The 26,583-nt window shown below is 69.5% G+C and carries 21 protein-coding genes; 13 read left to right on the top strand and 8 right to left on the bottom strand.

The window, feature by feature from the left end:
• Positions 1–198: 198 nt before the first annotated feature.
• Entirely contained in the window at positions 199–1,767 is a 1,569-nt protein-coding gene (locus tag C560_RS0118050) for an aminotransferase-like domain-containing protein (protein ID WP_026539244.1), read from the bottom strand.
• A 61-nt stretch (positions 1,768–1,828) separates the two neighbouring features.
• On the opposite strand from C560_RS0118050, the gene yczE reads away from it, so the two are divergent.
• Positions 1,829–2,524 carry a membrane protein YczE gene (gene yczE / locus C560_RS22370; RefSeq protein ID WP_231494390.1) on the top strand — a complete coding sequence of 232 codons (696 nt, stop codon included), beginning with the start codon at positions 1,829–1,831 and terminating at the stop codon, positions 2,522–2,524.
• Between the two features lie 28 nt (positions 2,525–2,552).
• Here yczE and C560_RS0118040 read toward each other — a convergent pair whose 3' ends face one another.
• The 7 genes from C560_RS0118040 to C560_RS0118010 form a co-directional block, all read right to left on the bottom strand.
• A complete protein-coding gene (locus tag C560_RS0118040; protein ID WP_026539242.1) occupies positions 2,553–3,419 on the bottom strand; it encodes a DNA-formamidopyrimidine glycosylase family protein in 867 nt (288 codons plus the stop codon).
• Entirely contained in the window at positions 3,412–8,592 is a 5,181-nt protein-coding gene (locus tag C560_RS0118035; RefSeq protein WP_026539241.1) for an Lhr family ATP-dependent helicase, read from the bottom strand. Before C560_RS0118035 ends, C560_RS0118040 begins: the two co-directional genes overlap by 8 nt.
• 142 nt (positions 8,593–8,734) lie before the next feature.
• Positions 8,735–9,367 (bottom strand): DUF4232 domain-containing protein, encoded by a 633-nt coding sequence (locus C560_RS23660; protein ID WP_026539240.1) that lies wholly within the window; start codon positions 9,365–9,367, stop codon positions 8,735–8,737.
• Positions 9,368–9,509: 142 nt separating this feature from the next.
• Positions 9,510–9,644: a hypothetical protein gene (locus C560_RS23975; protein ID WP_269320035.1), complete on the bottom strand. Its 135-nt coding sequence runs from the start codon at positions 9,642–9,644 to the stop codon at positions 9,510–9,512.
• Entirely contained in the window at positions 9,631–9,876 is a 246-nt protein-coding gene (locus C560_RS0118020) for a hypothetical protein (RefSeq protein ID WP_026539239.1), read from the bottom strand. Before C560_RS0118020 ends, C560_RS23975 begins: the two co-directional genes overlap by 14 nt.
• Positions 9,877–10,034: 158 nt before the next feature.
• Positions 10,035–10,634 (bottom strand): SRPBCC family protein, encoded by a 600-nt coding sequence (locus tag C560_RS22360; RefSeq protein ID WP_043423399.1) that lies wholly within the window; start codon positions 10,632–10,634, stop codon positions 10,035–10,037.
• Positions 10,635–10,659: 25 nt separating this feature from the next.
• Positions 10,660–11,670 (bottom strand): LacI family DNA-binding transcriptional regulator, encoded by a 1,011-nt coding sequence (locus tag C560_RS0118010; RefSeq protein WP_026539238.1) that lies wholly within the window; start codon positions 11,668–11,670, stop codon positions 10,660–10,662.
• 256 nt (positions 11,671–11,926) lie between these two features.
• On the opposite strand from C560_RS0118010, the gene C560_RS0118005 reads away from it, so the two are divergent.
• The 12 genes from C560_RS0118005 to C560_RS0117950 all read left to right on the top strand — a co-directional run bounded on the left by C560_RS0118005 (position 11,927) and on the right by C560_RS0117950 (position 26,495).
• Positions 11,927–13,471, top strand: a complete 1,545-nt coding sequence (locus C560_RS0118005) for a sugar ABC transporter ATP-binding protein (protein WP_026539237.1) — start codon at positions 11,927–11,929, stop codon at positions 13,469–13,471.
• Positions 13,468–14,514 (top strand): ABC transporter permease, encoded by a 1,047-nt coding sequence (locus C560_RS0118000; protein ID WP_018774295.1) that lies wholly within the window; start codon positions 13,468–13,470, stop codon positions 14,512–14,514. The genes C560_RS0118005 and C560_RS0118000 overlap by 4 nt, the downstream gene beginning before the upstream one ends.
• The gene (locus C560_RS0117995; protein ID WP_026539236.1) at positions 14,507–15,589 is read left to right on the top strand and encodes an ABC transporter permease; all 1,083 of its coding nucleotides are present in this window, start codon (positions 14,507–14,509) and stop codon (positions 15,587–15,589) included. Before C560_RS0118000 ends, C560_RS0117995 begins: the two co-directional genes overlap by 8 nt.
• An 80-nt stretch (positions 15,590–15,669) precedes the next feature.
• On the top strand, positions 15,670–16,737 hold the full coding sequence (rhaS, locus tag C560_RS0117990) for a rhamnose ABC transporter substrate-binding protein (RefSeq protein WP_081801757.1): 1,068 nt from the start codon (positions 15,670–15,672) through the stop codon (positions 16,735–16,737).
• 189 nt (positions 16,738–16,926) lie between these two features.
• Positions 16,927–18,375, top strand: a complete 1,449-nt coding sequence (locus C560_RS0117985; RefSeq protein WP_026539234.1) for an L-fucose/L-arabinose isomerase family protein — start codon at positions 16,927–16,929, stop codon at positions 18,373–18,375.
• Positions 18,372–18,755 carry an L-rhamnose mutarotase gene (locus C560_RS0117980; RefSeq protein ID WP_026539233.1) on the top strand — a complete coding sequence of 128 codons (384 nt, stop codon included), beginning with the start codon at positions 18,372–18,374 and terminating at the stop codon, positions 18,753–18,755. The genes C560_RS0117985 and C560_RS0117980 overlap by 4 nt, the downstream gene beginning before the upstream one ends.
• A complete protein-coding gene (gene rhaI, locus C560_RS0117975; RefSeq protein ID WP_026539232.1) occupies positions 18,752–19,918 on the top strand; it encodes an L-rhamnose isomerase in 1,167 nt (388 codons plus the stop codon). The genes C560_RS0117980 and rhaI overlap by 4 nt, the downstream gene beginning before the upstream one ends.
• An 8-nt stretch (positions 19,919–19,926) precedes the next feature.
• On the top strand, positions 19,927–21,972 hold the full coding sequence (locus tag C560_RS0117970) for a bifunctional aldolase/short-chain dehydrogenase (protein WP_231494389.1): 2,046 nt from the start codon (positions 19,927–19,929) through the stop codon (positions 21,970–21,972).
• The gene (locus tag C560_RS0117965) at positions 21,969–23,519 is read left to right on the top strand and encodes a rhamnulokinase (protein ID WP_026539230.1); all 1,551 of its coding nucleotides are present in this window, start codon (positions 21,969–21,971) and stop codon (positions 23,517–23,519) included. Before C560_RS0117970 ends, C560_RS0117965 begins: the two co-directional genes overlap by 4 nt.
• A complete protein-coding gene (locus C560_RS0117960; protein WP_026539229.1) occupies positions 23,516–24,319 on the top strand; it encodes a (Fe-S)-binding protein in 804 nt (267 codons plus the stop codon). The genes C560_RS0117965 and C560_RS0117960 overlap by 4 nt, the downstream gene beginning before the upstream one ends.
• Positions 24,316–25,857, top strand: coding sequence for a LutB/LldF family L-lactate oxidation iron-sulfur protein (locus tag C560_RS0117955; protein WP_026539228.1), 1,542 nt, complete (start codon positions 24,316–24,318; stop codon positions 25,855–25,857). Before C560_RS0117960 ends, C560_RS0117955 begins: the two co-directional genes overlap by 4 nt.
• Positions 25,854–26,495 (top strand): LutC/YkgG family protein, encoded by a 642-nt coding sequence (locus C560_RS0117950; protein ID WP_026539227.1) that lies wholly within the window; start codon positions 25,854–25,856, stop codon positions 26,493–26,495. Before C560_RS0117955 ends, C560_RS0117950 begins: the two co-directional genes overlap by 4 nt.
• Positions 26,496–26,583: the final 88 nt, after the last annotated feature.

Here is a 26,583-nt window from a genome sequence, read left to right as displayed (position 1 = left end):
GATACCCGGATCCGGGCGTCGCCAGGGCACAGGCGCGTCGCAGGAAACGTTGCGCGTCGCAGGAATCAAGGGGCGTCGCCAGGGCACATGCGCGTAGCAGGATTCAACGCGCGTCGCAGGGCACATCCGCGTCGCAGGAATCAAGGGGCGTCGCCAGGGCACATGCGCGTCGCAGGTCGGGTTCGCGGCCGCCCAGTCTCAGGCGATGGCCGCGGCCGGCGGGGCCGACAGGTTGCGGCGAAGCTGCGGCGCGGCCTCCAGCCGGTCCTGCGCCGAACGCAATGCCAGCACGGCCGTCTCCAGATGCTCCGGAGGCAGCGTGAACGGCAACCTCAAGTACTGCTCAAACGCGCCGCCGACGCCGAACCGGGGCCCCGCGGCGAGCCGGATCCCGACGTCGGGGGCCACCACTGCCAGGGCCGTGCTGATCGGCGCCGGGAGCCGGCACCAGACGGACAGGCCGCCGTCGGGCCATTCGGGCTCCCAGCCCGGCAGGTGCGTCCGCATCAGTTCCACCAGTGCGTCCCGGTTCTCGCGCAGCGCGGCCAGCCGGGCGGGGAGCGGCTCCGTCATGGCGTTGACCAGATGTGCCGCCGCGAGCTGTTCCACCACCGGCCCGCCCAGGTCCAGGGTGGTGCGGGCAGCGGCGAAGCGCTGGATGAGGGGCTCGCTGGCGCGGATCCAGCCGGTGCGCAGCCCTGCCCAGTGCGACTTGCTGAGGGACCCGAGGGAGACCACCGCCGGGCTGAAAGCGGCCATGGGGGTCGATGCGGCGCCGTCGAGGTTCAACTCCCGCAGCGTCTCATCCGCCACCAGCACAGTGCCCGACGCGGCGGCCGCCTTCACGAGCCGGCGCCGCTCGGAATCGGGCATCAGCCGGCCGGTGGGGTTGTGGAAGTCCGGGACCACGTAGGCCATCGCGGGCCGCTGCTGCAGCAGCGCCGTTTCCATGGCCTCGAGGTCCCAGCCGCCTGCGCTGTTGTGGGCAGGGCCGCTGCGGGCAGGGGCGCTGTGGACTCTGCCGCCTTGGCTTCTGCCGCTGGGGCGTGCGCCGCTGGCGGTTGCGGCAGGCATGGCCACCGGGACCGGGCGGCAGCCCGCAGCCCGGATCGCGTCGAGGGCATTCGGGTAGCTCGGATGTTCCACCAGCACCTTGGTCCCGGACCGCCCGGCCAACGTGCGGAGCACAATGTTCAGGGCATGCTGGGCGCCGGAGGTGACCAGGATCTGTGCGGCCGTTGTTGGGACCCCGGCGGCGGTGTACCGGGCCGCTATGGCTTCCCGGAGCGGGCCCACGCCCAGGGCGTCGTAGCCGAAGCCCGGCAGCAGGGCCGGCAATTCGGTCAGGGCCGCGGCAAAGGCCCGGTGCACCACTTCGCCGCTGGCGGGCAGGGAGGCGTAGGCCAGGTCCAGGATGCCCTCCGGCACGGCCAGTCCGGGCGCGCCGCTCAGCCGCAGGGCGCCGTCGTGGCCGCCGGCATGCCCGGGCCCCTGGCTCGGGATGCAGCTCCGGCTCCGGCTGCCCTGGCCGCTGCTGAGGAAACCCTGCTCGCGCAGCAGGGCGTAGGCCGCTGTCACCGTGGTGCGGCTGATGCCAAGGGCCGCCGCCAGCGAGCGCTCGCTCGGCAGGGCGACGTCGAGCCCGACGCGGCCGTCGAGGATGAGCAGGCGGACGACGTCGGCCAGCTCGCGGTAAGCGGGGGCGGCGCCGACGTTCCACTCGCCCAGCAGGCGGGCCAGCGACCCCGGAGTCAGTGAGACGGACATAGAGCCAGTATTTCAAACTGGCTATGGATTGCAAGGCCAGTTTTCGTGGAGGATGGAGACCATGTTGACCCGCAGACTCCTCCAGCTCCTGATCGGCCTCGCCCTGTACGGCATCTCCCTCGCCATGGTCATCCGTGCCAGCCTCGGCACGGCGCCGTGGGACGTGCTCCATCAGGGGCTGGCGGCCCGGACCGGGCTCAGCCTCGGTACGGTGGTGGTTGTGGTCAGCTTCCTGGTGCTGCTGCTGTGGATCCCGCTCCGGCAGTGGCCCGGCGTTGGAACCCTGTGCAACGCAGTGCTGGTGGGGGTCTTCGCGGACGTCGGGCTGGCCCTGATTCCTCGGTTTTCGCATTTGGGCGGCCAGATCGGCCTGCTCGTCGGGGCCGTGCTGCTCAACGGCGTCGCCTCCGCCTGCTACATCGGCGCCCGCCTGGGCCCCGGCGCACGGGACGGGCTCATGACGGGCCTCGCCCGGCGGACGGGATGGCCGGTCCGGGTCTGCCGCACCGGCATTGAAGTGGTGGTCCTTGGCGCGGGCTGGCTGCTGGGCGGCTCGGTCGGTGTGGGCACGGTGCTCTACGCGCTGGCCATCGGCCCCCTGGTGCAGTTGCTTCTGCCGCGGTTCACCGTTCCGGAAGCGCGTCCCGTCCCGGCGGCCGGAAGTGCGGCGGCCGGAAGCGAAGCGGCCGGTGCTGCAACGGAAACCGCCGTTGCCCGGACGGCCGTCCCTGCGGCGGCCAGCGGTCCGGCCGATTGATTCCAGCGGGCCCTTCCAGCGGGCCCGGTCAGCTAGCGCCTTCTGTTCCCGGGCCCAGCAGGGGCTGGCAGGTGGGGCAGTAGTAGATGTCCCGTTCCTCGGTGAACGTGCCGGCGCCGTTGTCCTTGCCAAGGACCCCGCGGCGGATCGGGGCGCCGCACTTGAGGCACGGCTGGTGCTCGCGGCGGTAAACCCAGTAACCGGGGCGCCCGGCGGTGCGGCCCACCGGCACGCCGCGCGCGTTCAGCACGGTGGTCCGGCGGCCCGGCCCGAGGTTGGCGGAGAGCAGGACCTGGGCGTCGGTGATGATGGCGGCCAGATCCTGCACCGCCGAGACGGGCGACGCCGGATGGACCCCCGCGAGGAAGCAGGCCTCGCACCGGTAGATGTTTCCGATGCCCGCCAGCTTGCTCTGGTCCAGCAGGGCCACGCCGATCGGAACGTCCGGGGCCGCGAGCAGCCGGCGTTCGGCCTCGGCAGCATCCCAGTCCGGGCCCAGCAGGTCCGGGCCGAGGTGCCCCACAATGGTGTCCTCCTGGTCGGTCCGGACCACCTCAAGGATGCCCAGGGAGAACCCGACGGCGTCGGCCGTGGCGGTGCGCAGCACACAGCGGGCCGTGAAGCCGGGCTTCCGCCAGCGGCCCCCGGGCGGGTAGACCTGCCAGCTGCCCTCCATCTTCAGGTGCGAATGGATGGTGAGCCGGTCTCTCGGCGTCGGGCCCTGGACCCGCATCAGCAGGTGCTTGCCGCGGGGCACCACCTCGGCCACGGTCCAGCCGCCGAGCTTCAGGGTGGCGAAGCGCGGGACCCGGAAGTCGGACGAGACCAGTTCCTTCCCGGCCAGTGCTGCGTGCAGCTGGGCGGCGGCGCGGAAGACCGAATCGCCCTCAGGCACGGATCCTCAGTCCCTTTGGAGTGGAATAGGCTCCGGCCTGGGCGAGGGCGGCCGCCACCGGGGTGTCCAGGATGCCGTGGCCGTTGACCTTTTCCATGATCAGTTTGTCCACCGCGCCGCGGGTCACCACGCCCACCAGGGCCGAACCGCCCGCGGCCAGGATTTCGGGGTCGTCGCTGAACGCGAGCAGGGTCTTGCCGCCGCGCTCGACGTACAGCGCCAGGGCGCCGTCGACCAGGACCACGAGGGCCCCGGCCTTCCGGCCCGGGCGGTGGCCGGTGCCGGCGTCGACGTTGAGCGCAGGCCACGGCAGCGCGGCGCCGTACGGGTTGGCAGGGTCGGTGGCGGCGAGGGCCAGGGCCACCGGCTCGGCCTTGTGCAGCTCGGCGTCCTCGACGTAGGACCGCAGCCGGTCCACCGTGGCCGGGACGGCGAACTGCGCCGCGCCGAGGTGTTCGATGAAGTAGCCGCGGCGGCAGCGTCCGGCTTCCTCGAGCCGGGCCAGGACCTTGTACATGAGGCCGAAGCCGCCGAGGATGTTTTCTGCCATGACCGAGCCGCGGGTGACTACGCCGTAGCGGTCCAGGAGCAGCTCCGCGGTGGCCCGGGCGTGGATGGTGGGATCGAGCTCCGGGGCCGGCAGCGCGGACCAGCGCCCCGCGGCGAGCGGGGGAGCGGGCGCGGTGCCGGTCACGGATCCATACCGGCCGCCGGTGAGTCCCGGTGATCCGAGCAGGCCGGTGCCGTGCGCCCGTCCGAGCCGGCTGAGCCGCGGCGCGCGGGCCCGAGGGGCGCGCCCCACCTGCCGGTGCGCGGTGTGGCCGCCGGCGATCAGGGCCCTGACGGGGGCAAACGTGTCGCCGGTAATCCGGCCCGCCCAGGCGAGATCCCAGAGCGCGGCCACCACATCCTGGTCGCTCAGCACCGAATCCATGCCACCGGCAACCTCGGTCAGCTGCCGGAAGAAGTAGCCGCCGCCGTTGTTCTGCAGGTGCTCGAGGAGCCGTCGCTGCGCGTCGCCGGGTTCGAAGTCGATGGACGGGTTCAGCGTCAGTTCGGCCGAATCGGCGAGGTGCAGGCTCACCCAGCCGTCGTTGCCGGGTAGCGAGCCGGCACCGGACCAGAGGACCTCGCCGGCGGCCATGAGCTCGTCCAGCATGGCCGGCTGGTAATTGGAGACGCGGCTGGCCAGGACAAGCGGCTCCCATGCCGAGGCCGGAATGGGCACGCCGGAGAGCTGGTCGATGGCCGTGATGATGCCGTCCAGGCCGCGGAGCGCGGACTGCCCGCGGCCGCCCGAGGTCCGCACGTTCTGCCAGGCGGGTAGGAACCGGCCGTACGCGGCGGCGTCCACCGGCTCGACTTCGGCGCGGAGCGCGGCGAGCGAGCGGCGGCGCAGCTTGCGGAGGACCTCGGCGTCGCACCATTCGCTCACGGCGGCCGAAGGCAAAACGACAGGCAGAACGACAGGCAAAACAGCGGGCTGGAACGCCTCCTCGCCGGGTTCTTCAACACCGGCCTCTTCAACACCGGATTCTTCAACGCCGGCTGCCGGGCTGCCCGCCGTGACTGCCGGCGGCGCAGCGTGCGGGCGGAACTCTCCTTCCACCACGCGGCCGTCCGCGGCCAGCCGCTTCAGTGCCGTGCCGACGACGGCGACGCCGAGTCCCAGCCGCGCCGCGGCCTCGGCGGCGGTGAAGGGCCCGTGTGTGCGGGCGTAGCGCGAGACGAGGTCGCCGAGGGGGTCCGCGACCGGTTCGATGAAGGCCAGCGGCACACCCATGGGCAACGGTACGCCGAGGGCATCCCGGAGCCGGGCGGCATCCTCGACGGCCGCGAACCGTTCGACGCCGCCGATGTTGACCTTGATCGCCCGGTTGGCCCGCTGCAGCGCGGTGAGGTGGGCGGCGGCGTCGGCCTCCGTCGCCGGGGTTTCGACGGGCAGGCTCCCTTGGGCGGTCTCAGCGGTCTCTGCGGTTTCGCTTGTCTGGGCCGGGCCCGCCGCCGGCTCCAGGCGGGCGGCGACCTCGTCCGGCGCGAGCGGTCCCAGGAGGCGCAGGAGGTCCGCGACGCCTTCCAGCCCGCGCACCTGGCGGTCGCGGGCCAGCCGTTGCAGTTCGCGCTCGGTGGCCTCGATGACCTTCACGTCCAGTAGTTCGCGCAGTTCCACGCGGCCCATGAGCTCATTGAGCAGGGTGGAATCGAGGGCCAGGGCGGCGGCCCGGCGCTCCGCCAGCGGAGAGTCGCCTTCGTAGAGGAACTGGGCCACGTAGCCGAAGAGCAGGGACTTCGCGAACGGGGAGGGCTGCTGGGTGGTGGTCTGGACGATCCTGAGCTCGCGGCGCTCCACCGACGCGGCGATGTCCTTCAGCGCCGGCAGGTCGTAGACATCCTGCAGGCACTCGCGGACCGTCTCGAGGACAATCGGGAACGTCGGGTACTTCCGGGCAACATCCAGCAGCTGGGCCGAGCGCTGCCGCTGCTGCCACAAGGGCTGCCGCTTGCCGGGATTCTGCCGGGGCAGCAGCAACGCGCGGGCTGCGCACTCGCGGAACCGGGAGGCGAACAGGGCGCTGCCGCCGACCTCCGCCGTCACGATCTGCTCGATTTCCTCCGGGTCAAACAGGAACAGCTCGGCGCCCGGCGGCTCATCCTCCATCATGGGCACGCGCAGCACGATGCCGTCGTCGGCGGCCATGGCCGAGCCGTCCATCCCGTAGCGCTGCTGCAGGCGCTGGCCCACGGCCAGGGCCCATGGTGCGTGCACGGGCATGCCGAAGGGGCTGTGCAGCACCACGCGCCAGTCGCCGAGCTCGTCGTGGAAGCGCTCCACCACGAGGGTGGTGTCGCTGGGGACCACCTCGGTGGCGAGCCGTTGTTCGGCGAGGTACTGGATCAGGTTGTTCGCGGCGTAGTCGTCCAGTCCGCTGGCCTTGCACCGCTCGGTTGCCGGCCCGACGTCGGACGCCGCCAGTTCGCGCATGAACGCGCCGAGGGCGCGGCCCAGGTCCACCGGCCGGCCCAGGGAGTCGCCCTTCCAGAAGGGGAGCTTGCCGGGCTGGCCGAACGCCGGCGAGACCAGGACACGGTCGTGCGTGATGTCCTCGATCTTCCAGCTGGTGGCGCCGAGGGCGAAGACGTCGCCAACCCGGGATTCATAGACCATTTCCTCGTCGAGTTCGCCCACCCGGCGCCCGCCCTTGGCCGCGGCGGCGGCCGGGCTGGCTGCCCTGCCGTCCGCACTGGCACCGCCGGAGGAGCCGCCACCGCCGGTGCCCTCGACTTCGGTGCCGATGATGTAGACGCCGAACAGTCCGCGGTCCGGGATGGTGCCGCCGGAAGTGACGGCGAGCCGCTGCGCGCCGGGCCTGCCCTCGATGGTCCCGGCGTTCCGGTCCCAGATGACCCGGGGGCGCAGTTCGGCGAATTCGTCCGAGGGGTACCGCCCGGCCAGCAGGTCCAGGGTGGCCTCGAACGCGGAGCGGGGGAGCGAGGCGAACGGCGCCGACCGCCGGACCGTGCTGAACCAGTCCTCCACGTCGATGGCGCCCAGGGCGGTGGCGGCGACGGTCTGCTGGGCCAGGATGTCCAGCGGGTTGGCCGGTACGCTGAGCCGTTCGATCTTGCCCGCGAGCATCCGCTCCACAGTGATGGCCGTGTGGACGAGGTCTGCCCGGTGCTTCGGGAACAGGACGCCCTGGGAGATTTCGCCGACCTGGTGGCCGGCACGGCCCACCCGCTGCAGGCCGCTGGCCACCGAGGGCGGCGATTCGACCTGCACGACGAGATCCACGGCACCCATGTCGATGCCAAGCTCGAGTGAGGACGTGGCCACGACGCAGCGCAGCCGCCCGGATTTCAGGTCGTCCTCGATCAGGGCGCGCTGGTCCTTGGACACGGAGCCGTGGTGGGCGCGGGCCAGCACGGGATCGGCGCCGGCGGTGCTCCCGGCCTGGGCCATCATGTGCGCCGGCGTGGCGGTGGATGTGGGCTGCGCGGCAGCGCCGCCGGACGGCACGCCGACGCCGGATGGCGCGGCAGCGCCGCCGGATGGCACGGCATTCGGCACGGCATGCGGCACGGCGTTGAAGTCCGGGGCGCCGGCGCCAAAGTCCGTCCAGCCGCCGCCGGCTGCCAGGAGCTGGCGTTCGGCGTAGATCTCATTGAGCCGGGCGGTCAGCCGTTCGGCGAGGCGGCGGGAATTCGCGAACACGATGGTGGACTGGTTGGCGAGCACCAGGTCCACGATCTTTTCCTCCACATGAGGCCAGATGGAGGCCTGCGGCTGCAGCCCGGAGGCCGGGCCGGAGTCGAAGGCCCCGGCGGCCCCCTGGAGATCGGACATGTCCTCCACCGGGACGGAGACGGTCAGGTCCCAGTTCTTCCGTGACGGTGGGGCGACAATTTCCACCGGCGCCGAACCGGCGAGGAACTGCGCCACCAGCTCCTTGGGTTCCACGGTGGCCGACAGCCCGATCCGCTGGGCGGGCTTGGGCAGCAGTGCGTCCAGCCGTTCCAGCGACACCGCCAGATGCGCGCCGCGCTTGGTGCCGGCGACGGCGTGGACCTCGTCGACAATGATCGTGTCCACCTCGCTGAGCGTCTCGCGGGCCTTGGACGTCAGCATCAGGAAGAGCGATTCCGGGGTGGTGATGAGGATATCGGGCGGGTGGCTGAGCAGCGAGCGGCGGTCGGACGCCGTCGTGTCCCCGGACCGGACGCCCACGGTGATGAGCGGGGCCGGCAGGTCCAGGCGCTTGGCGGTCTGCGTGATGCCGATCAGCGGCGCGCGGAGGTTGCGTTCGACGTCGACGCCGAGAGCCTTGAGCGGGGAAATGTACAGCACCCGGGTCTTGCGCTTTGGCGTCTTGCCCTGGGCAGTTTTCCGGCGCCCGCCCTTGGCCGCCGGGTCCAGACCGGGCAGGGCCTCGGGCTCTGCGGGGGCGGAGACGAGCAGCCGGTCCAGCGCCCAGAGGAACGCGGCGAGCGTCTTGCCGGAGCCCGTAGGTGCGACGACCAGGGCGTGCGCCCCGGAGGAGATGGCATTCCAGGCGCCGTTCTGGGCCGGGGTGGGCGCGGAAAAAGCGCCCAGGAACCAGTCCCGGGTCGGCCGGCTGAACCGGTCCATGGCGTCGGCCGCGAGTGTGCCTCCGGCGAGCTCCTGCCCCTTCATTCCTCCATCATGCCCTACCCCGCCGACAGTATTAGCCGGGCCCCATCCTCGGCCCCGGCGGGCCCCGGCGGGTCCCGTAGGGGCCAGGTGTCCCGGGACGGACGGGCGCGCAGACGCTTGAGCAGAGACGCCGGGACCGGCGTTACTTGGGCTGGAAGGCGCCGATGGTCAGCAGGTTGATCTCTGTGTTCGTGCAGGCGTCCAGTGGCTGCGGGATGAACAGCGACGCGGTGTCGTTGGGCGGGTAGACCCGGAGTCCTGCCGCCGGCGTCTGGGTGCAGTCCGGGTAGTTGGCGGCCTGGGTGTAGCGCAGGGTGGCAGTGCCGGCCTTACCCGGGGCAAGCGTGACGTCGGTGACCGGGCCCGAATCGTCGCGGGTGGCGGCGGCGCCGATCGGCTCACCGTCGGCCCCTGCTGTGAGGGAGACGCCCGCGAAGCCCTTCAGCAGGCACGGTTCGGTGCCGGAGTTGGTCAGGATCAGCTGCATGTAAATGCTGCCGGCCGCGCCGCCGCCCGTGGCGTCGGTGGTGCCGGTCAGGCTTGCGGCCTTGCACAGCTCGGGGCCGCCCTTGGCGGTGGACGGTGCGGCGGCCGCAGGGGATTCCGGCGCGGCGTCAGACGTCGCGGGCGGCTGGCTTGTTTCGGTGGCAGACGGGCTGGGCGGGGACGTGGCCGACTGGGCCTGCGTCGAGCTGCCCCCGCAGCCGCTGAGAAGGAGGGCCGCCGCGGCAGCCGTTGTCACAACCAGTGCGTGCTTCATTCGCTGAGACCTCATGGCTCAACCATTATGCCCGCCGTTGCCTTAGTCAACGATGCCACTGCGGCGGAGCCCGATTGATGTCCGGATTGTGATTTCCCCGGCATTGGCCGAGGTCAACTGCGTTGCGTGCTGTTTCCCGGAGCCGGGGGCCGCTGCCTTAGTCGGTCTCGGGTCCCGAGCAGTAGTGGCAGTCGTCGGGGCAGGAAGTGGCCCAGGGGTCCGTCCCGGCTGCGGAGCCGGACAGGATTTCCGGCTGCCGCGCCAGGGCCGTCGGCCGGTCAGTTGCCAGCATGGCCGGCTCCTTCGGGGTCTGCCACGCTCAGTTCGAAGCCGTCGGCAACGTGGAACAGCTGCCGGTGCCCGCCGTCGGAGAGCACCCATACGACGTCGCCGTCGGGCGTGCGGTTGTCGACGAGGCCCGCGTGCTCAAGGCGTCCGCCCCGGTGGAGGTGGACGGCGTCGCCGATCTCGACGTCGTCCCAGTGGGTGGTGCTGCCGGAAGGCCGGTTTTTCTGCAAGGTCATGAGGAGTCCTGAACGGTCACGGGAAACGAGGATGTGACTTAGCTAACCGTGGAATGCCCTCTGGCCTCAATGGTCGATTGTATGAGTCACCCCCGTCCCGTTGTGCACAAGTCCAAGGGCGGAGAGCCCGGGCAGGCGTCCGGACGCTATGCGGCCGGCTACGTATCTGTGCGGGCTGCGCGCCGGGTCAGCCAGGCAAAGGTGGGCGGCGGCGGCGGTGGAACAGCCGGCGCCCCGGGCGCCGTGCGCCCCGCGGTGCTCCCCGTGGTGCTCTGCGCTGTCGCGCGGCGGCGGCGCAGCTCCAGGGCGAGGCTCTCCTGGCCGCGGGCCATCGCCCAGCGGTGGTTAGCGGCGAAGGCCGGCTTCAGCAGCCAGCTCAGCCGCCGCAGCAGGGGCTTCGCGGCACGGACGTGCCAGTCGTAGGTGATGACCGTTTCCGGTCCGTCCGCTTCAAAGGTCCAGCGGCCGGTGCCGTGGAGGTCGCCGGCCGCGGTGAGGGCGAAGCCGCGGGGCGTGATTGGCTCCGTGACCGTCAGGGTCCAGCGGAGCGTATAGGGCAGCCAGCCTTTCGTGTGCAGACGCGTGGGGCGCGGAATGCCGGGCAGGGGTTCGGGGCCGCCGGCCACCGGCTCGGCGCTGAGGTAGACGGACGGCCACCACCGGGGCAGGGTGGTGGCGTCGCCCAGGGCGGCCGCGACCACTTCCGGCGTTCCCGCCACCCGCCAGACGGTCCGGAACTCGTAATCTGTGCTGCCCATCGGGGCCTCCTTTCAGCCCTGCTTGTCAACCCTGCGTGGAGGCCCTCACTATCAATTCGGGCGGGAAGACCACCTGGCTGGGTGCAAAGCCATCCTCGGACTCCGCTTCCCGGAGCAGCAGTTCCAGGGCGGTGGAGCCGATGAGGGCGCTGGGCTGCCGGATCGAGGACAGCGGTACGACGGCGGCGGCGGCGAACTCGATGTCGTCGTAGCCGATCAGCGCAATCTCCTGCGGCACTTTGACGCCGCCCATGAGCATCAGCCCCTGCAGGGCACCCACGGCAAGGAGGTCGTTGGCCGCAAATATCGCATCCGGGCGTTCGGCTTCCGGGCGGGACCGGATGGACTCGCCGGCCGCCCGGCCCGAAAGCACGGTCAGGGATTCGGTGGCGATGACCTCGAGGGTTGCACCCGCAACGGCATCGATGGCCTTCCGCGCCCCTGCCAAACGGTCCGCGACCTGACGGATGCTGGCCGGGCCGCCGACGAACGCGATCCGCCGCCGGCCCAGCGACAACAGGTGGGTCGCAGCCATCTCCCCGCCCGCCAGGTCATCCACGGCCACGGAGGAGAAGCTCTTGTTCTCGGTCTGCCGGTCTACGAGCACCGTCGGGATGCCCCGGCGCCGGAGCTGCTCCAGCCGGGGAATCACATTGCCTACCGGGGACAGCAGCACGCCCCGCACGCGCTGCTGCTCGAAGAGATCCAGATAGGCCGATTCCCGGCCCTCGTCCTCGTTGCTGTTGCCGACGAGGACGGTGAAGTTCTCCGCGGCGGCGCGGTCCTCCGCGCCCCTGGCCAGATCCGAGAAGAAGGGGTTGGCGGCGTCCAGGACCACCAGGCCGATGCTGTGGCTCATGCCCGCGCGCAACTGGCGCGCGGCGTCGTTCCTGACGAAGCCGAGCTTGTCGATGGCGGACTGGACCCTGAGGGTGACTTCCGCGGAAACTTTCTGCGGCCGGTTCAGCACGTTGGAGACCGTCCCCACCGAGACGCCGGCCAGTGCCGCGACGTCTTTGACGCTCGCTGAAACCATTTTCCTGTGCTCCTGAAGTGGGCGCCGCAGCCTGTGGGGCAGGCGCCCGTTGGCGAACTACTGTCCTCAGGATACCCGTTCGGGCCTGATTTGAACCCTTTCATTGAAACGAATCAAAAACCGCGCCGGAAACGCCTGACGCCAGTTGACGTGTTGATTTGAAGACCCTATGATTCAAATCACAACTCGTTATGAAACGATTCATTTCGTGTTCACTAGGCACAGTTCACTAAGCCCCAAAGGTGCGGTTAATTTTATGCAGCAGACACACAGTTCCCGGTCCGGCCCCTCCGAGGGGGAGCAGGTTCCGGTTCTCTCGCTCTCCCACGCAGCCAAGACCTTTGGCCCGGTGGTCGCCTTGGCCGACGGCACCATCCACATCGAGGCGGGCGAGATCCACGCACTGGTCGGGGAGAACGGCGCCGGCAAGTCCACGCTCGTGAAAATCCTCGCCGGCCTGCACCACCCCGATTCCGGCGATTTCCAGGTGGCTGGCCACACCGTCCAGTTCCGCAACGTTGCCGAGAGCAAGGACGCCGGAATCTCCGTCATCTACCAGGAGCCGACGCTCTTCCCGGACCTGAGCGTCGCGGAGAACATTTTCATCGGCCGCCAGCCCAAGGGCCGCTTCGGGCTCATCAGCAAGGCGACCATGGTCAGGGAGGCGCACAGGCTGTTCGAGCGGCTTGGGGTGCCGATCGACCCGACCCGCATCGCCGAGGGCCTGTCCATCGCGGACCAGCAGATCATTGAAATCGCCAAAGCCATTTCGCTGGACGCCAAAGTCCTGGTGATGGACGAGCCCACGGCAGCCCTTAGCGGCGTCGAGGTGGACCGGCTCTTTGCCGTGGCCCGGAGCCTCCGGGACCGCGGGACCGGCATCCTCTTTATTTCGCACCGTTTCGACGAGGTCTTTGATCTGTGCGACCGCATTACCGTCATGCGGGACGGCCGGTACATCTCCACCCACCGCACGGCCGACGTCACCGTCGAGCAGATCGTCCGCGAGATGGTGGGCCGCGACATTGGCGCCCTGTTCCCCAAGACCCCGGCCGAGATCGGCGGCGTCGTCCTGAAAGTGGACGGCCTCAGCCGCGCCGGAGTGTTCCGCGATATCAGCTTCGAGGTCCGCGCCGGGGAGATCGTTGCCCTGGCCGGCCTCGTCGGCGCCGGCCGCACCGAGGTGGCCCGCGCCGTGTTCGGAATCGACCCCTACGACGCAGGCGCCATCACCTTCGACGGACGCACGCTCAAGCCGCGCAATCCCCAGATGGCCATCACCGCCGGCATGGGCTTCGTCCCGGAGGACCGCCGCAAGCAGGGCCTGGTGATGGACCTGTCCGTGGCCCGGAACGTCACGCTCACGCTGCGCAACAAATACACGACGGCGGGGCTGATCAACGGGGCGGCCGAGCGGCGCGCCGCCCAGGAGTGGAGCAAACGGCTCCAGGTGAAGACCGGCTCGCAGGAATACGCCGTCTCCACGCTCTCCGGCGGCAACCAGCAAAAAGTGGTGCTCGCGAAATGGCTGGCCACGGACCCCCGGCTGCTGATCATCGACGAGCCCACCCGCGGCATCGACGTCGGCACCAAGAGCGAGGTCCACCGGCTCATTTCGGACCTCGCCGGGCGTGGGATCGCGATCCTGATGATCTCCTCCGAACTGCCCGAGGTCCTGGGCATGGCGGACCGCGTCCTGGTCATGCGCGAAGGCCGGATCACCGCCGAACTCGACCGCGCCGACGCGAACCCCGAATCGGTCATGCACGCCGCCACGTCTTCCGCAGGAGGAACCCTGTGAGCTCAGCTCTGGACCACAAGAACGCACCGGCGCCGGCACCCGCCGCCGGCGCCCGGAGCGCCGTCGCCTCGGTTCTGCGGATGCGCGAACTCCCTGTGCTGATCGCACTGGCGCTTCTGGTGCTCGTCACATACCTGATCAACCCGCTGTTCCTCACCGCGCAGGGCGTGAAGGACCTGCTGCTCAACGCCACCATCATCATGATTCTGGCGGTGGGGCAGACCCTGCTGATCATCACCAGGAACATCGACCTCTCCGTCGGCTCCATGCTGGGGCTGGTCGCCTTCGGCACCGGCTCCATCTTCGCGGCCGTGCCCGACGTGCCGATCATCGCCGTCTTTGCGATCGGCATGGCCTTCGGGGCGTTGCTGGGCGCCATCAACGGCGCCCTGGTCACCCTGGCCAAAGTGCCCGCCCTGGTCATCACCCTCGGGACGCTCTACGTGTACCGCGGCCTGAACAACGCCTGGGCCGGCGGCAAACAGTTCTTCGCCGGCGACCGCCCGGAGGAGTTCGGCGCCCTCTCGGTGAACACCTTCCTGGGGTTCCCCGTCATCACCCTGCTGGCCATCGTCGTCGTGATCGCCGTCGCCATCTACATGTCCGGCACCCGCCCGGGCCGTGACCTGTACGCCATCGGCTCGGACCCGGACGCGGCCACCGCCTTCGGCATCAAGGTCTCCAAGCGCGTGTTCCTGGCCTTCCTGGCCAACGGCGCGCTCGCAGGCCTGGCCGGCGTGCTCTACGCCAGCCGCTTCAACTCCGTGGGCGCCACCACCGGCACCGGCATGGAACTGACCGTCGTGGCGGCCGCCGTCGTCGGTGGCGTGGCCATCTTCGGCGGCAGCGGATCGGTGACCGGGGCCGCCCTCGGCGCCGTCCTCCTGACCACCATCACCAGCTCCCTGACCGCCCTGCGGGTGGACAAATTCTGGCAGCAGGCGATCGTGGGCGTGCTGATCCTCACCGCCATCATCATCGACCGCGTGGCCAGCCTGCGCACAGCCAAGAAACTGCGGATTAGCGAGGCTCGCAATGTCTGAAACCACGTCCACCACCAGCACGGCGCCGGCTCCCGTGGCCGACAGCACCAAGCCGCTGGCCAGCGAGCCGAAGGGCCGGACCGGCGCCGCACGGATCCTGACCGGCCGGGACGCGATCACCATCTACGCCCTGGTTGCATTCCTGATCTACGCGGCCATCGCCATCCCGCGCTTCGCCTCGCCGGTCACCACCGGCTTCCTGCTCCTGGACGTCATCCCTGTCCTGCTGATTGCCATGCCGATGACGCTGATCATCATCACGGGCGAAATCGACCTGTCCGTGGCCAGCACCGCCGGCCTGACCAGCGCCCTGATGGGCGTCCTCTGGGCCGGAGGGATGGACATCTGGCTGGTCCTGGCAATCAGCCTGCTGGCCGGAATTACCGCCGGCATGTTCAACGGCTTCCTGATCGCCGTCTTGGGCCTGCCCTCCCTGGCCGTGACCATCGGCACCCTGGCGCTGTTCCGCGGCCTGGCCCTGGTCATCATCGGCGACAACGCCGTGGCCAACTTCCCGAAGGCGCTGACCGCATTCTTCACCTCCAAACTCGGCGGCACCGGCATCCCCACGGTGATGATCGGCGTCGTCGTGGTGATGGTCTTCTTCGGCGTGCTGCTGCACCTCACGCCGTTCGGACGCGGCCTCTACGCGATGGGCTACAGCAAGGAAGCCGCCAGCTTCGTCGGGATCAACGTGGCCCGCAGCAAGTTCTGGCTCTACGTCGGATCCGGCGCCGTCTCGGCCCTGGCCGGCATCTACTGGACGCTGCGCTACACGAGCGCCCGCAGCGACAACGCCTCCGGCCTGGAACTGGCCGTCATCGCAGCCGTCCTGCTCGGCGGCGTGTCGATCTTCGGCGGCAAGGGCTCCATCCCCGGCGTCATCGCCGGCGTCCTGCTGATCGGGACGCTCAACTACGCCCTTCGCCTGGCCCGGGTGTCCGACGTCGTCCTCATCACGGTGACCGGCCTGCTGCTGATCCTCTCCGTGGTGGCGCCGAGCATCGGCTCCGCCATCAAGCAATGGCGGCACACCCGTCGCGTCCGCCGAAGTTTCACCCGCAAGGCCACCTGAAATTTGCCCACCAACACCACCACAAACCGCGCCCGAATGGGACCGGCTGTACCGACCGCACGAAGGAAAAGGGAAGAACAATGATGTTGAACCGCAAGAACAAGGGCCGGACCGGCCGACTGGGAAGCATGGTGGCCATCACCGCCGTGGCCGCACTGGCGCTGACAGCCTGTAACAGCGGCTCGGCATCCTCCACCGATACCAGCAGCCCCTCGGCAGGCGGCGGGGACCAGAAGATCACCTTCATCCCCAAGCAGCTGAACAACCCCTATACGGACGTTGTCCTCGGCGGCGGCAAGAAGGGCGCCACCGAGGCAGGATTCGCCTCCTCACAGGTCGTCGGACCGCTGGAAGCCTCCGCCTCCAGCCAGGTCTCGTTCATCAACGCCGAGACGCAGGCCGGCACGAATGTGATCGCGATTGCCGCCAATGACCCCGACGCCGTCTGCACGGCCCTCGGCGAAGCCCGCTCCGCCGGCGCCAAGATCGTCGCGTTCGACTCGGACACCAACCCCGACTGCCGCGACGTCTTCATCAGCCAGGTCGTCGCCAAGGACGTTGCCCTGATCCAGACCAAGCTGATTTCCGAGCAGATCGGCGGCAGCGGCGAGATCGCCATCCTGTCCGCCACCGCCAACGCCACCAACCAGAACGAATGGATCAAGTACATGGAGGAGGAACTCGCCTCCAATCCCGCGTACAAGGACATCAAGCTTGTGGCCAAGGTCTACGGCGATGACAACGACACCAAGTCCTTCCAGGAAGCCCAGGGCCTCATGCAGGCCCACCCGAACCTGAAGGGCATCATCTCCCCGACCACCGTGGGCATCGCCGCCACCGCCCGGTACCTCTCAACGTCCGCGTACAAGGGCAAGGTGGCCCTCACCGGGCTGGGGCTCCCGAATGAAATGCGGCCCTTCGTGAAGGACGGCACCGTCAAGGAGTTCGCCCTCTGGGATCCGGCACAGCTTGGCTACGTTGCCGCGTTCGCCGGCAAGGCCCTCCAGGACGGCAAGATCACCGGCGCCGAAGGGGATACCTTCACCGCCGGCGAGCTTGGCGAACGCAAAGTCGAAAAGGGCGGCCTGGTGATCGTCGGCCCGCCGACGGTCTTCAACGCCGAGAACATCGACAAGTACAACTTCTGATCCGTTCCTGACCCATCCCGAGCGGCCGGGCGGGCCGCCGACAGCCCGCCCGGCACCTCGTCCCTTCCACCCACCCCGTTCCACTTCACCGGTGCCGCAGCACCGGGCCCACGGCGCCTTCTCCACAGCCGTGCCCGGAAACCGCATTCCGGAGCCCCCGATCCCCATTTCATGCCCGGAAGGCCCCCCATGAACCAGAAACAACAGGCAGACCGGCTGCTGCAGCCGCACCGGCGCCGCCCCACCCGCATCGGGCTGGTCTCCGGCGGTCTCGGCGCCTACTGGCCCCAGTTCCCGGAGCTGCTGCCGCAGCTGCGGGAGTCCGTTAGCTATGTCACCGGCCGCTTCCAGGAGCTCGACGCCGACGTCGTCGACACCGGCTTCATCTCCGATGCGCAGGAAGCCGCAGCGGCCGGCGAAAAGCTCCGCGTCGCCGACTGCGACCTCATCGTCATCTTCCTCACCACGTACCTGACGTCCTCCATGGTCCTGCCCATCGCCCAGCGCGCGAAGACCCCCGTCCTGGTGATCGACCTGCAGCCAACCGAAGCGATGGACCACGCCAACTTTGACACCGGCAAGTGGCTGGCCTACTGCGGCCAGTGCCCGGTGCCGGAGGTCGCCAACGTCTTCCGCCGGGCCGGGATCGACTTCCGCTCAGTCTCGGGGCACCTCAAGCAGGAGTCCGCCTGGGAGCGGATCACCGCGTGGGTCCACGCCGCAGGCGTCCGCGCCCGGCTCCGCAACGCCCGGCACGGGCTCATGGGCCACCTCTATCCGGGCATGCTGGACGTCGCCACCGACCTCACCACCGTGTCCACCACCTTCGGCTCCCACGTGGAGGTGCTGGAATTCGACGACCTCCGCGAACGGGTCAACGCCGTCACGGACGCAGAGGTGACCGAACGGCTGGGGCTCGCCCGCGAACTTTTCGTTGTGGATGACTCCGTGAACGACGACGACTTCGCGTGGGGCGCGAAGGTGTCCGTCGGCCTGGACCGCCTGGTGGAGGACTTCGACCTCGACTCCGTGGCCTACTATCACCGCGGACTGGCGGGCGAACAGCACGAACGGCTCGGCGCCGGGATGATACTGGGCTCCTCCATCCTGACGGCCCGGGGCATCCCGATGGCAGGCGAGTTCGAGCTGCGGACCTCCATTGCCATGTTGGCGGCCCAGGCGATCGGCGCCGGGGGGTCATTTACCGAGATCCAGGCCCTGAACTTTTTGGACAACGTGGTCGAAATGGGACACGACGGCCCGGCCCACCTCGCCGTGTCCGCCCAGGACCCGCTCCTGCGCGGACTCGGCATCTACCACGGCAAACGCGGCTGGGGCGTCTCGGTCGAATTCGATGTTCGCCACGGTCCCGTCACCACCTTCGGCCTCGGCCAGGATCCGGACGGAAGCTACGTGTTCGTCACGTCCGAAGGCGAGGTGGTTCCCGGCCCGCTCCTGCAGATCGGCAACACGACCTCCCGGGTGGACTTCGGCGGGGACCCCGGGCTCTGGGTGGACGTCTGGAGCCAGACCGGAATCGGCCACCACTGGGCCCTGTGCGTCGGCCACCGCGCCGCCGACATCAAGGCCGCAGCATCCCTGCTGGGCATCGAACACCGCCACGTGGTGCTCTCATGAGCACGCAACGCGTCTGCTTCCAGCTCCAGGTCAAGCCCGCGCTGATCGGGGAGTACACCCGCCGGCACGCCGCCGTCTGGCCGGAGATGCTCCGGGCCCTCAAGGCCTCGGGCTGGAACAACTACTCGCTCTTCCTCCGGCCCGACGGGCTCCTGATCGGCTATTTCGAAACGGACAGCCTGACCGAAGCCCAGGCCCGGATGGCAGCCACTGACGTCAACGCCCGCTGGCAGGCCGACATGGGCGGCTTCTTCGACGACCTCGCCGGAGCGCCGGACCAGGGCTTCCTCCAGCTCACCGAAATCTTCAATCTCGAGGACCAGTTGTCCGCAGCCAACGCCGCCGGGGACAACCACCAACCGCAAAAGGAACAATCATGAACACCACAGAAACGGCCCTCGGCCGCCTCGGGGAACTCGCCATCGAGGTCCCGTCCTGGGCCTACGGCAACTCCGGCACCCGCTTCAAGGTGTTCGGCACCCCCGGCACCCCGCGCACGGTCCACGAGAAGCTGGCCGACGCCGCGAAAGTCCACGAACTCACCGGCCTGGCGCCCACTGTGGCGCTGCACATCCCCTGGGACAAGGTGGATGACTACGCGGCCCTGAAGGAGTACGCGGCGGAGCTCGGCGTGGGACTCGGCACCATCAACTCCAACACCTTCCAGGACGACGAGTACAAGTTCGGCTCCCTGACGTCCTCGAACCCCGCCGTCCGCCGCCGCGCGATCGACCACCACCTTGAGTGCCTTGAGATCATGAACGCCACGGGCTCGCGGGATCTGAAGATCTGGCTCGCGGACGGCACCAATTACCCGGGCCAGGACGACATGCGCGGCCGGCAGGACCGCCTGGCCGAGTCGCTGCAGGAAATCTACGCAGCCCTGGGCGAAAAGCAGCGCCTGGTGCTGGAGTACAAGTTCTTCGAGCCGGCGTTCTATCACACAGATGTTCCGGACTGGGGTACCTCCTACGCCCAGACCCTGGCCTTGGGCGAGAAGGCCTTTGTCTGCCTGGACACCGGCCACCACGCCCCCGGTACCAACATCGAATTCATCGTCATGCAGTTGCTGCGCCTGGGCAAGCTCGGCTCCTTCGACTTCAACTCCCGCTTCTACGCGGATGATGACCTGATCGTCGGTGCGGCGGATCCCTTCCAGCTCTTCCGGATCATGCACGAGGTCATCCGCGGCGGCGGCTTCGGTGACGGGTCCGGCGTCGCACTGATGCTGGACCAGTGCCACAACCTGGAGGAAAAGATCCCGGGCCAGATCCGGTCCGTGCTCAATGTCCAGGAAATGACCGCCCGCGCCCTGCTGATCGACACCGACGCGCTGGCCGAGGCCCAGCGCAGCGGCGACGTCCTGGCCGCCAACGGCATCTTTAACGATGCCTTTTACACCGATGTCCGCCCCGCCCTGGCGCAGTGGCGTGAATCCCGCGGCCTGCCCGCGGACCCGATGGCCGCCTTCAAGGCCAGCGGGTACCAGAAGAAGATCAACGAGGACCGCGTCGGCGGCCACCAGGCCGGATGGGGCGCTTAGGCATGAACATGCAGAACACAACCAACAAGACTGTTGAAGAACTGATCTCCCGCTCCAACCGCCTCGGCGCGGACAAGCGGAACACCAACTTCGCCGGCGGCAACACCTCCGCCAAGGGCGCCGAGAAGGACCCCGTGACCGGCGAGGACGTCGAGCTCCTGTGGGTCAAGGGTTCCGGCGGGGACCTGGGCACGCTGAACGCCGAAGGCCTTGCCGTCCTGCGGCTGGACCGGCTGCAGGCACTCAAGAACGTGTACCCCGGCGTCGAGCGTGAAGACGAGATGGTGGCCGCGTTCGATTACTGCCTGCATGGCAAGGGCGGCGCCGCGCCGTCGATCGATACCGCCATGCACGGCCTGGTCGACGCCGCGCACGTGGACCACCTGCACCCGGACTCCGGGATCGCCATCGCCACGGCCGCCGACGGCGAGGCACTGACCAAAGAGATCTTCGGCGAGAAAGTTGCCTGGGTGCCGTGGCGGCGCCCCGGCTTCCAGCTCGGCCTGGACATCGCCGCGATCAAGGACGCGAACCCGCACGCGGTCGGCACCATCCTGGGCGGCCACGGCATCACCGCCTGGGGCGCCACCAGCGGGGAAGCCGAAGCGAACTCGCTGTGGATCATCGAACAGGCCGAGCAGTACATCAAGGACCATGGCAAGAACGAACCGTTCGGTCCCAAGCTGCCCGGCTACTCCGCCCTCCCGGAGGCCGAGCGGCGCGCGAAGGCCGCCGCCCTGGCTCCTGTGATCCGCGGACTCGCCTCCACGGACAAGCCGCAGCTGGGGCACTTCAGCGACGACCCCGCCGTCCTGGAATTCCTGGAAAGCGCCGAGCACCCGCGGCTCGGGGCCCTGGGCACGTCCTGCCCGGACCATTTCCTGCGCACCAAGGTCAAGCCGCTGGTCCTGGACCTGCCCGCCGACGCCCCGGTTGAAGACTCCGTGGCCCGGCTGAAGGAACTTCACGCCGCCTACCGGGAGGACTACCAGGGGTATTACGGCCGGCACGCAACCCCGGACAGCCCTGCCCTGCGCGGCGCGGACCCGGCGATCGTGCTGGTGCCCGGCGTCGGCATGTTCTCCTTCGGCGCGAACAAGCAGACCGCCCGGGTGGCCGGGGAGTTCTACCTCAACGCCATCAACGTCATGCGCGGCGCCGAAGCCGTCTCCACCTATGCCCCGATCGAGGAATCCGAGAAGTTCCGGATCGAATACTGGGCCCTGGAGGAAGCCAAGCTGGCCCGGATGCCCAAGCCGAAATCCCATGTTGGCCGGATCGCCCTGGTGACCGGGGCGGCGTCGGGCATCGGCAAGGCGATCGCCACCCGCTTCGCCGCCGACGGCGCGTGCGTGGTCATCGCGGACCTGAACCTGGACAACGCCCGGGCCGTGGCCGCGGAACTCGGCGGCGCCGACGTCGCAATCGGGGTCCAGGCCGACGTCACCGACGAAGCCCAGATCGCCGCCGCCATCCAGGAAGCCGTCCTGGCCTTCGGCGGACTGGACCTGGTGGTCAACAACGCCGGGCTCTCCATCTCCAAGCCGCTCCTGGAAACCACGGAAAAGGACTGGGATCTGCAGCACAACGTCATGGCCAAGGGTTCGTTCCTGGTAGCCAAGGCCGCCGCGCAGGTGATGATCGGCCAGGAGATGGGCGGGGACATTATTTACATCTCCTCCAAGAACTCCGTCTTCGCCGGCCCGAACAACATCGCCTACTCCGCCACCAAGGCAGACCAGGCCCACCAGGTCCGGCTCCTCGCCGCGGAACTGGGCGAGTACGGGATCCGGGTCAACGGCATCAACCCCGACGGCGTGGTCCGCGGCTCCGGGATCTTCGCCGGCGGCTGGGGCGCCAAGCGCGCCGCCGTCTACGGGGTGCAGGAAGAGGAGCTGGGCAAGTACTACGCCCAGCGCACCCTGCTCAAGCGCGAGGTCCTGCCCGAAAACGTGGCCAACGCCGCCGCCGTGCTCACTGGCAGCGAGCTCTCCCACACCACCGGGCTCCACATCCCCGTGGACGCCGGCGTGGCCGCGGCCTTCCTGCGATGAGCGCCGTGCCACCAGCGGATACCGGTGTCGACGGCGGCAGTGTCGTTGCCCGCAGCGCGTTTGTCGCAATCGACATTGGCGCGTCCTCCGGCCGGGTCATCCTGGGCCGGGTCGCGGGCAGCCCCGGTGGGGCGAGCGCCGAGCTGGAGACCGTGCACCGGTTCCCCAACGGCGTCAAGGAGCTCGACGGCGGCCTCCGCTGGGACTTCGACGCGCTGTTCGCCGAGGTCCTCGCAGGGCTCGCGGCCGCCGCCACGGCGGCCGCGGCCCGCGGCGAGAGCATCGCCAGCATCGGAATCGACACCTGGGCGGTGGACTACGGGCTGGTCAACGACGCCGGTGAACTCATCGCGGCGCCGTTCAGCTACCGCGACGACCGGTCCCGTGCCGCCATCTCCCGGGTCCACGAAAAACTCGATCCGGCCCGGCTCTACGCCACCACCGGGCTGCAGTTCCTGCCCTTCAACACCATCTACCAGCTCGCCACGGAGCCGGTCCTAAAGGGGCTGCAGGCGCTGCTCATCCCGGACCTCATTGGGTTCCTGCTGACCGGCCAGCGCCGCACCGAGGCCACCAACGCCTCCACCACCGGGCTCTTCGACGCCGTCGCGGGGGAATGGGCCACGGAGTTCCTCAGCGCCCTGGATTTGCCCACGAACCTGTTCCCGCCGCTGATCCAGCCCGGCGAGATCCTCGGCACCCTCACCAAGGACATCGCGGCACGCCTGGGACTTCCCGAAACCACCGCAGTGGTGGCCGTCGGCTCCCACGACACCGCCTCTGCCGTCGCCGCCGTACCCGCTGGCGACGGAGGTGCTGGCGCCGGAGGCACTAACGAGAACTTCGCCTACGTCTCCTCCGGCACGTGGTCCCTGGTCGGCGTCGAACTGACCCATCCGGTCCTGACCGAGGCCAGCCGGACCGCGAACTTCACCAACGAACGCGGCGTGGACGGCACCATCCGCTACCTGCGCAACGTCGGCGGCCTCTGGCTGCTCAGCGAATGCCAGCGCACCTGGGCCGCCGAAGGCTACCGGCCGGGGCTCGAGGAACTGCTCGACGCGGCCGCGACTCTTCCGCCCGGCGGACCGGTCATCAACGCCGACGACCCCTATTTCATCGCCCCGGACAACATGCCCGAACGGATCCGGGCCGCGGTCCGCAACACCGGGGCGGTCCTGCCGGAGCATCCCGCGCACATCGTGCGGTGCATCCTGGACAGCCTCGCCGCCGGCTACGCCCGGACCATCGCCGACGCCGAACGGCTCGCGGACGTGCACGCCGGCGTCGTGCACATTGTGGGCGGCGGATCCCAGAACCAGCTCCTGTGCCAGCTCACCGCCGACGCCACCGGCAAACCCGTGCTGGCCGGACCCGTGGAAGCCACGGCGCTGGGCAACGTCCTGGTCCAGGCCCGCGCCGCCGGCGTGCTCAGCGGCGGGCTGGGGGAGTTGCGCGCAGTGGTGCGTGCCTCCCAGCAGCCGGCGGAGTATGTGCCCTCAGCCCGGGCCGCCGCCAGCCCTGTCACCAGCGGAGGTGCCCTGTGAGGATCGCACTCTTCGCCACGTGCATCGTGGACGCCATGTACCCGGCCACTGCGCGCGCCACGGTGTCCATCCTCGAACGCCTCGGCCACGAGGTGATCTTCCCCGCGGGGCAGGCCTGCTGCGGGCAGATGCACGTCAACAGCGGCTACTTCAAGGAGGCGCTGCCCGTCGTCGCCAACCATGTGAAGGCGTTCGAAGAAGATGAGTACGACGTCGCCGTCGCACCTTCCGGCTCCTGCGTCGCCTCCGTGAAACACCAGCACCCCATGGTCGCCCGCCGCTGCGGGGACGCCGGGCTGGAAGCCCGGGCCGCCGCCGTCGGAGCCAAAACCTACGAGCTCTCCCAGCTCCTGGTGGATGTCCTCGGAGTAACGGACGCCGCGGCGCAGCTGGGCTCGTACTTCCCGCACCGGATCACCTACCACCCCAGCTGCCACGGCATGCGCCTGCTCCGGCTCGGCGACCGCCAACTGGACCTGCTGCGCTCGGTCGGCGGCATCGAGCTGGCCGAACTGCCCGAGGCCGACCAGTGCTGCGGCTTCGGCGGCACTTTCTCGATGAAGAACGCGGATGTGTCCTCGGCGATGCTGGCGGACAAGACTGCCAACATCTGCGGCACGGGCGTCGAACTTTGCGCTGGCGGCGACGCGTCCTGCCTGATGCACATCGGCGGCGGACTGTCCCGGCAGGGCAGCGGCGTCACCACGATGCACTTCGCCGAGATCCTGGCCAGCACCCTCGAGAATCCCGTCGCCGTCTCCGGCGACGTCCGCCTCACCACCGGAAGGACCGCACGATGAGCGGCACATTCCTGGGGATGCCGTCCCTGCCGGTCTTCGGCATCGGCAACCTGCACGAACACGAGCCCTTCCCGAAAGCCGCCCGCCGCGAGCTCGGCAACCCCCAGTTGCGGGCCAACCTCGGCCACGCCACCCGGACCATCCGGGACAAGCGGCTGGCCGTCGTGTCCGAACTCCCCGACTGGGAGGAGTTGCGCGAGGCCGGCCGGGCGATCAAGGAATCCGTCATGGCCCGGCTGCCGGAGCTGCTCGAAGAGTTCGAGGCGAACTTCACCGCCCGCGGCGGGACCATCCACTGGGCCCGCGACGCCGGCGAAGCCAACCGGGTTGTCGCCGCCCTCATCCGGGACCAGGGCGCCACCGAAGTGGTCAAGGTCAAGTCCATGGCCACCCAGGAAATCGGCCTCAACGAGTACCTCGAAGAACAGGGCATCGCGGCTTACGAGACCGACCTCGCCGAGCTCATCGTCCAGCTGGACCACGACAAGCCCAGCCACATCCTGGTCCCGGCCATCCACAAGAACCGCAGCCAGGTCCGGGACATCTTCCTGCGCGAAATGGAGGGCGTGGACCCGGAGCTGACCAACGAGCCGGCCCGCCTCGCCGCGGCCGCCCGGGCACACCTGCGCCGCAAGTTCCTCAGCGCCAGGGTGGCCGTGTCCGGCGCGAACTTCGCCCTCGCAGACTCCGGGACCCTCGCCGTCGTCGAATCCGAAGGCAACGGGCGCATGTGCCTGACGCTGCCGGAAACGCTCATCACCGTCATGGGTGTCGAAAAACTGCTGCCGGGGTGGGAGGACCTCGAAGTCTTCATGCAGCTGCTCCCGCGGTCCTCCACGGGCGAGCGGATGAACCCCTACACCTCGCTGTGGACCGGCGTCACGCCCGACGACGGGCCGCAGAACGTCCACCTGGTCCTGCTGGATAACGGACGCAGCGCCGCCCTGGCCGACGAGATGGGCCGCTCGGCCCTGCACTGCATCCGCTGCAGCGCCTGCATGAACGTCTGCCCCGTCTACGAACGCACCGGCGGGCACGCCTACGGATCCACCTACCCGGGACCGATCGGCGCGATCCTGTCCCCGCTGCTGACCGGGATCACGGCCGAGGAGAATAACTCCCTGCCCTATGCCTCCTCCCTGTGCGGGGCGTGCTACGACGCCTGCCCGGTGAAGATCAACATCCCGGACATCCTGGTGCACCTGCGCGGCGAGGACGTGGACAGCAAGCGCGGCAAGAAGCGTGTGCCGAGCCAGATGGACCTTGGCATGAAGGCAGCCTCCTGGGCGCTGTCCTCCGGCAAGAACCTTGGCCTCGTGGAGAAGGCACTGCCCCTGGGCCGGCTTGCCGCCGGACCGGACCGGAAAATCACCAAACTGCCCGGCATCGCCGCCGGCTGGACCCAGAGCCGGGACATCCCGGCACCGCCGGCTCAGTCCTTCCGGCAATGGTGGGACAAGGAACACCAGGCCCCGGCCGCCGCAACCGGCACCGAGGCAGCCGGTCCAGGATCAGCCGGAGCAGAGGAGAACCCGTGAACGCGCGCGCAGACATACTGGACCGGATCCGCTCGGCCCTTCGGGACGCCCCGGCGGTACCGGAGGTGCCCCGCGACTACCGCCGCACCTCCGGGCTGGGCGAGGAGGAGCTCATCGAACTGCTGACGGACCGGCTCCTGGATTACAAGGCGAACGTCTCCGTCGAGGAAGCGGCCGCGGTGCCGCAGCGGCTCGCGGTCCTCCTCGAGGGAACCGGCCGCTACGCCGTGCCCCACGGTCTGGACGAGGCGCTGTTCGCGGAGGCGGACGCGCACGACGGCGGTTCCAGCCGCCGCGTCACCGACGCACCCGGGCACCGGCTCAGCGTCGGGGAACTCGACGGGATTGACGCCGTCGTCACAGGCAGCGCCGTCGCGGTTGCCGAAACCGGCACCATCATCCTCGACGCGGGCCCTGACCAGGGGCGCCGGGTCATCAGCCTCGTCCCGGACCGCCACATCTGCATCGTCCGGGCCGGGGACATTACCGCCATCCTGCCGGAGGCCCTCCGCCGGCTCGACGGCACCCGCCCGCAGACCTGGATCAGCGGCCCCAGCGCCACGAGCGACATCGAACTCGAACGCGTCGAAGGCGTCCATGGCCCGCGGACCCTGGACGTGGTGATTGTTCGCGGGTAGGCGCGAGACTGGCCCTGCGTCCCTTGTGCCTAGGGAAAGCAGGGCCTCCTGTTTGTCTGTTACTGTCCCGGGAAGTCGTTTGCCCAGA

It is taken from the genome of Arthrobacter sp. 9MFCol3.1 (assembly GCF_000620385.1).
Classification (GTDB): domain Bacteria; phylum Actinomycetota; class Actinomycetes; order Actinomycetales; family Micrococcaceae; genus Arthrobacter.
This window is presented reverse-complemented; position numbering and strand designations above follow the sequence as displayed.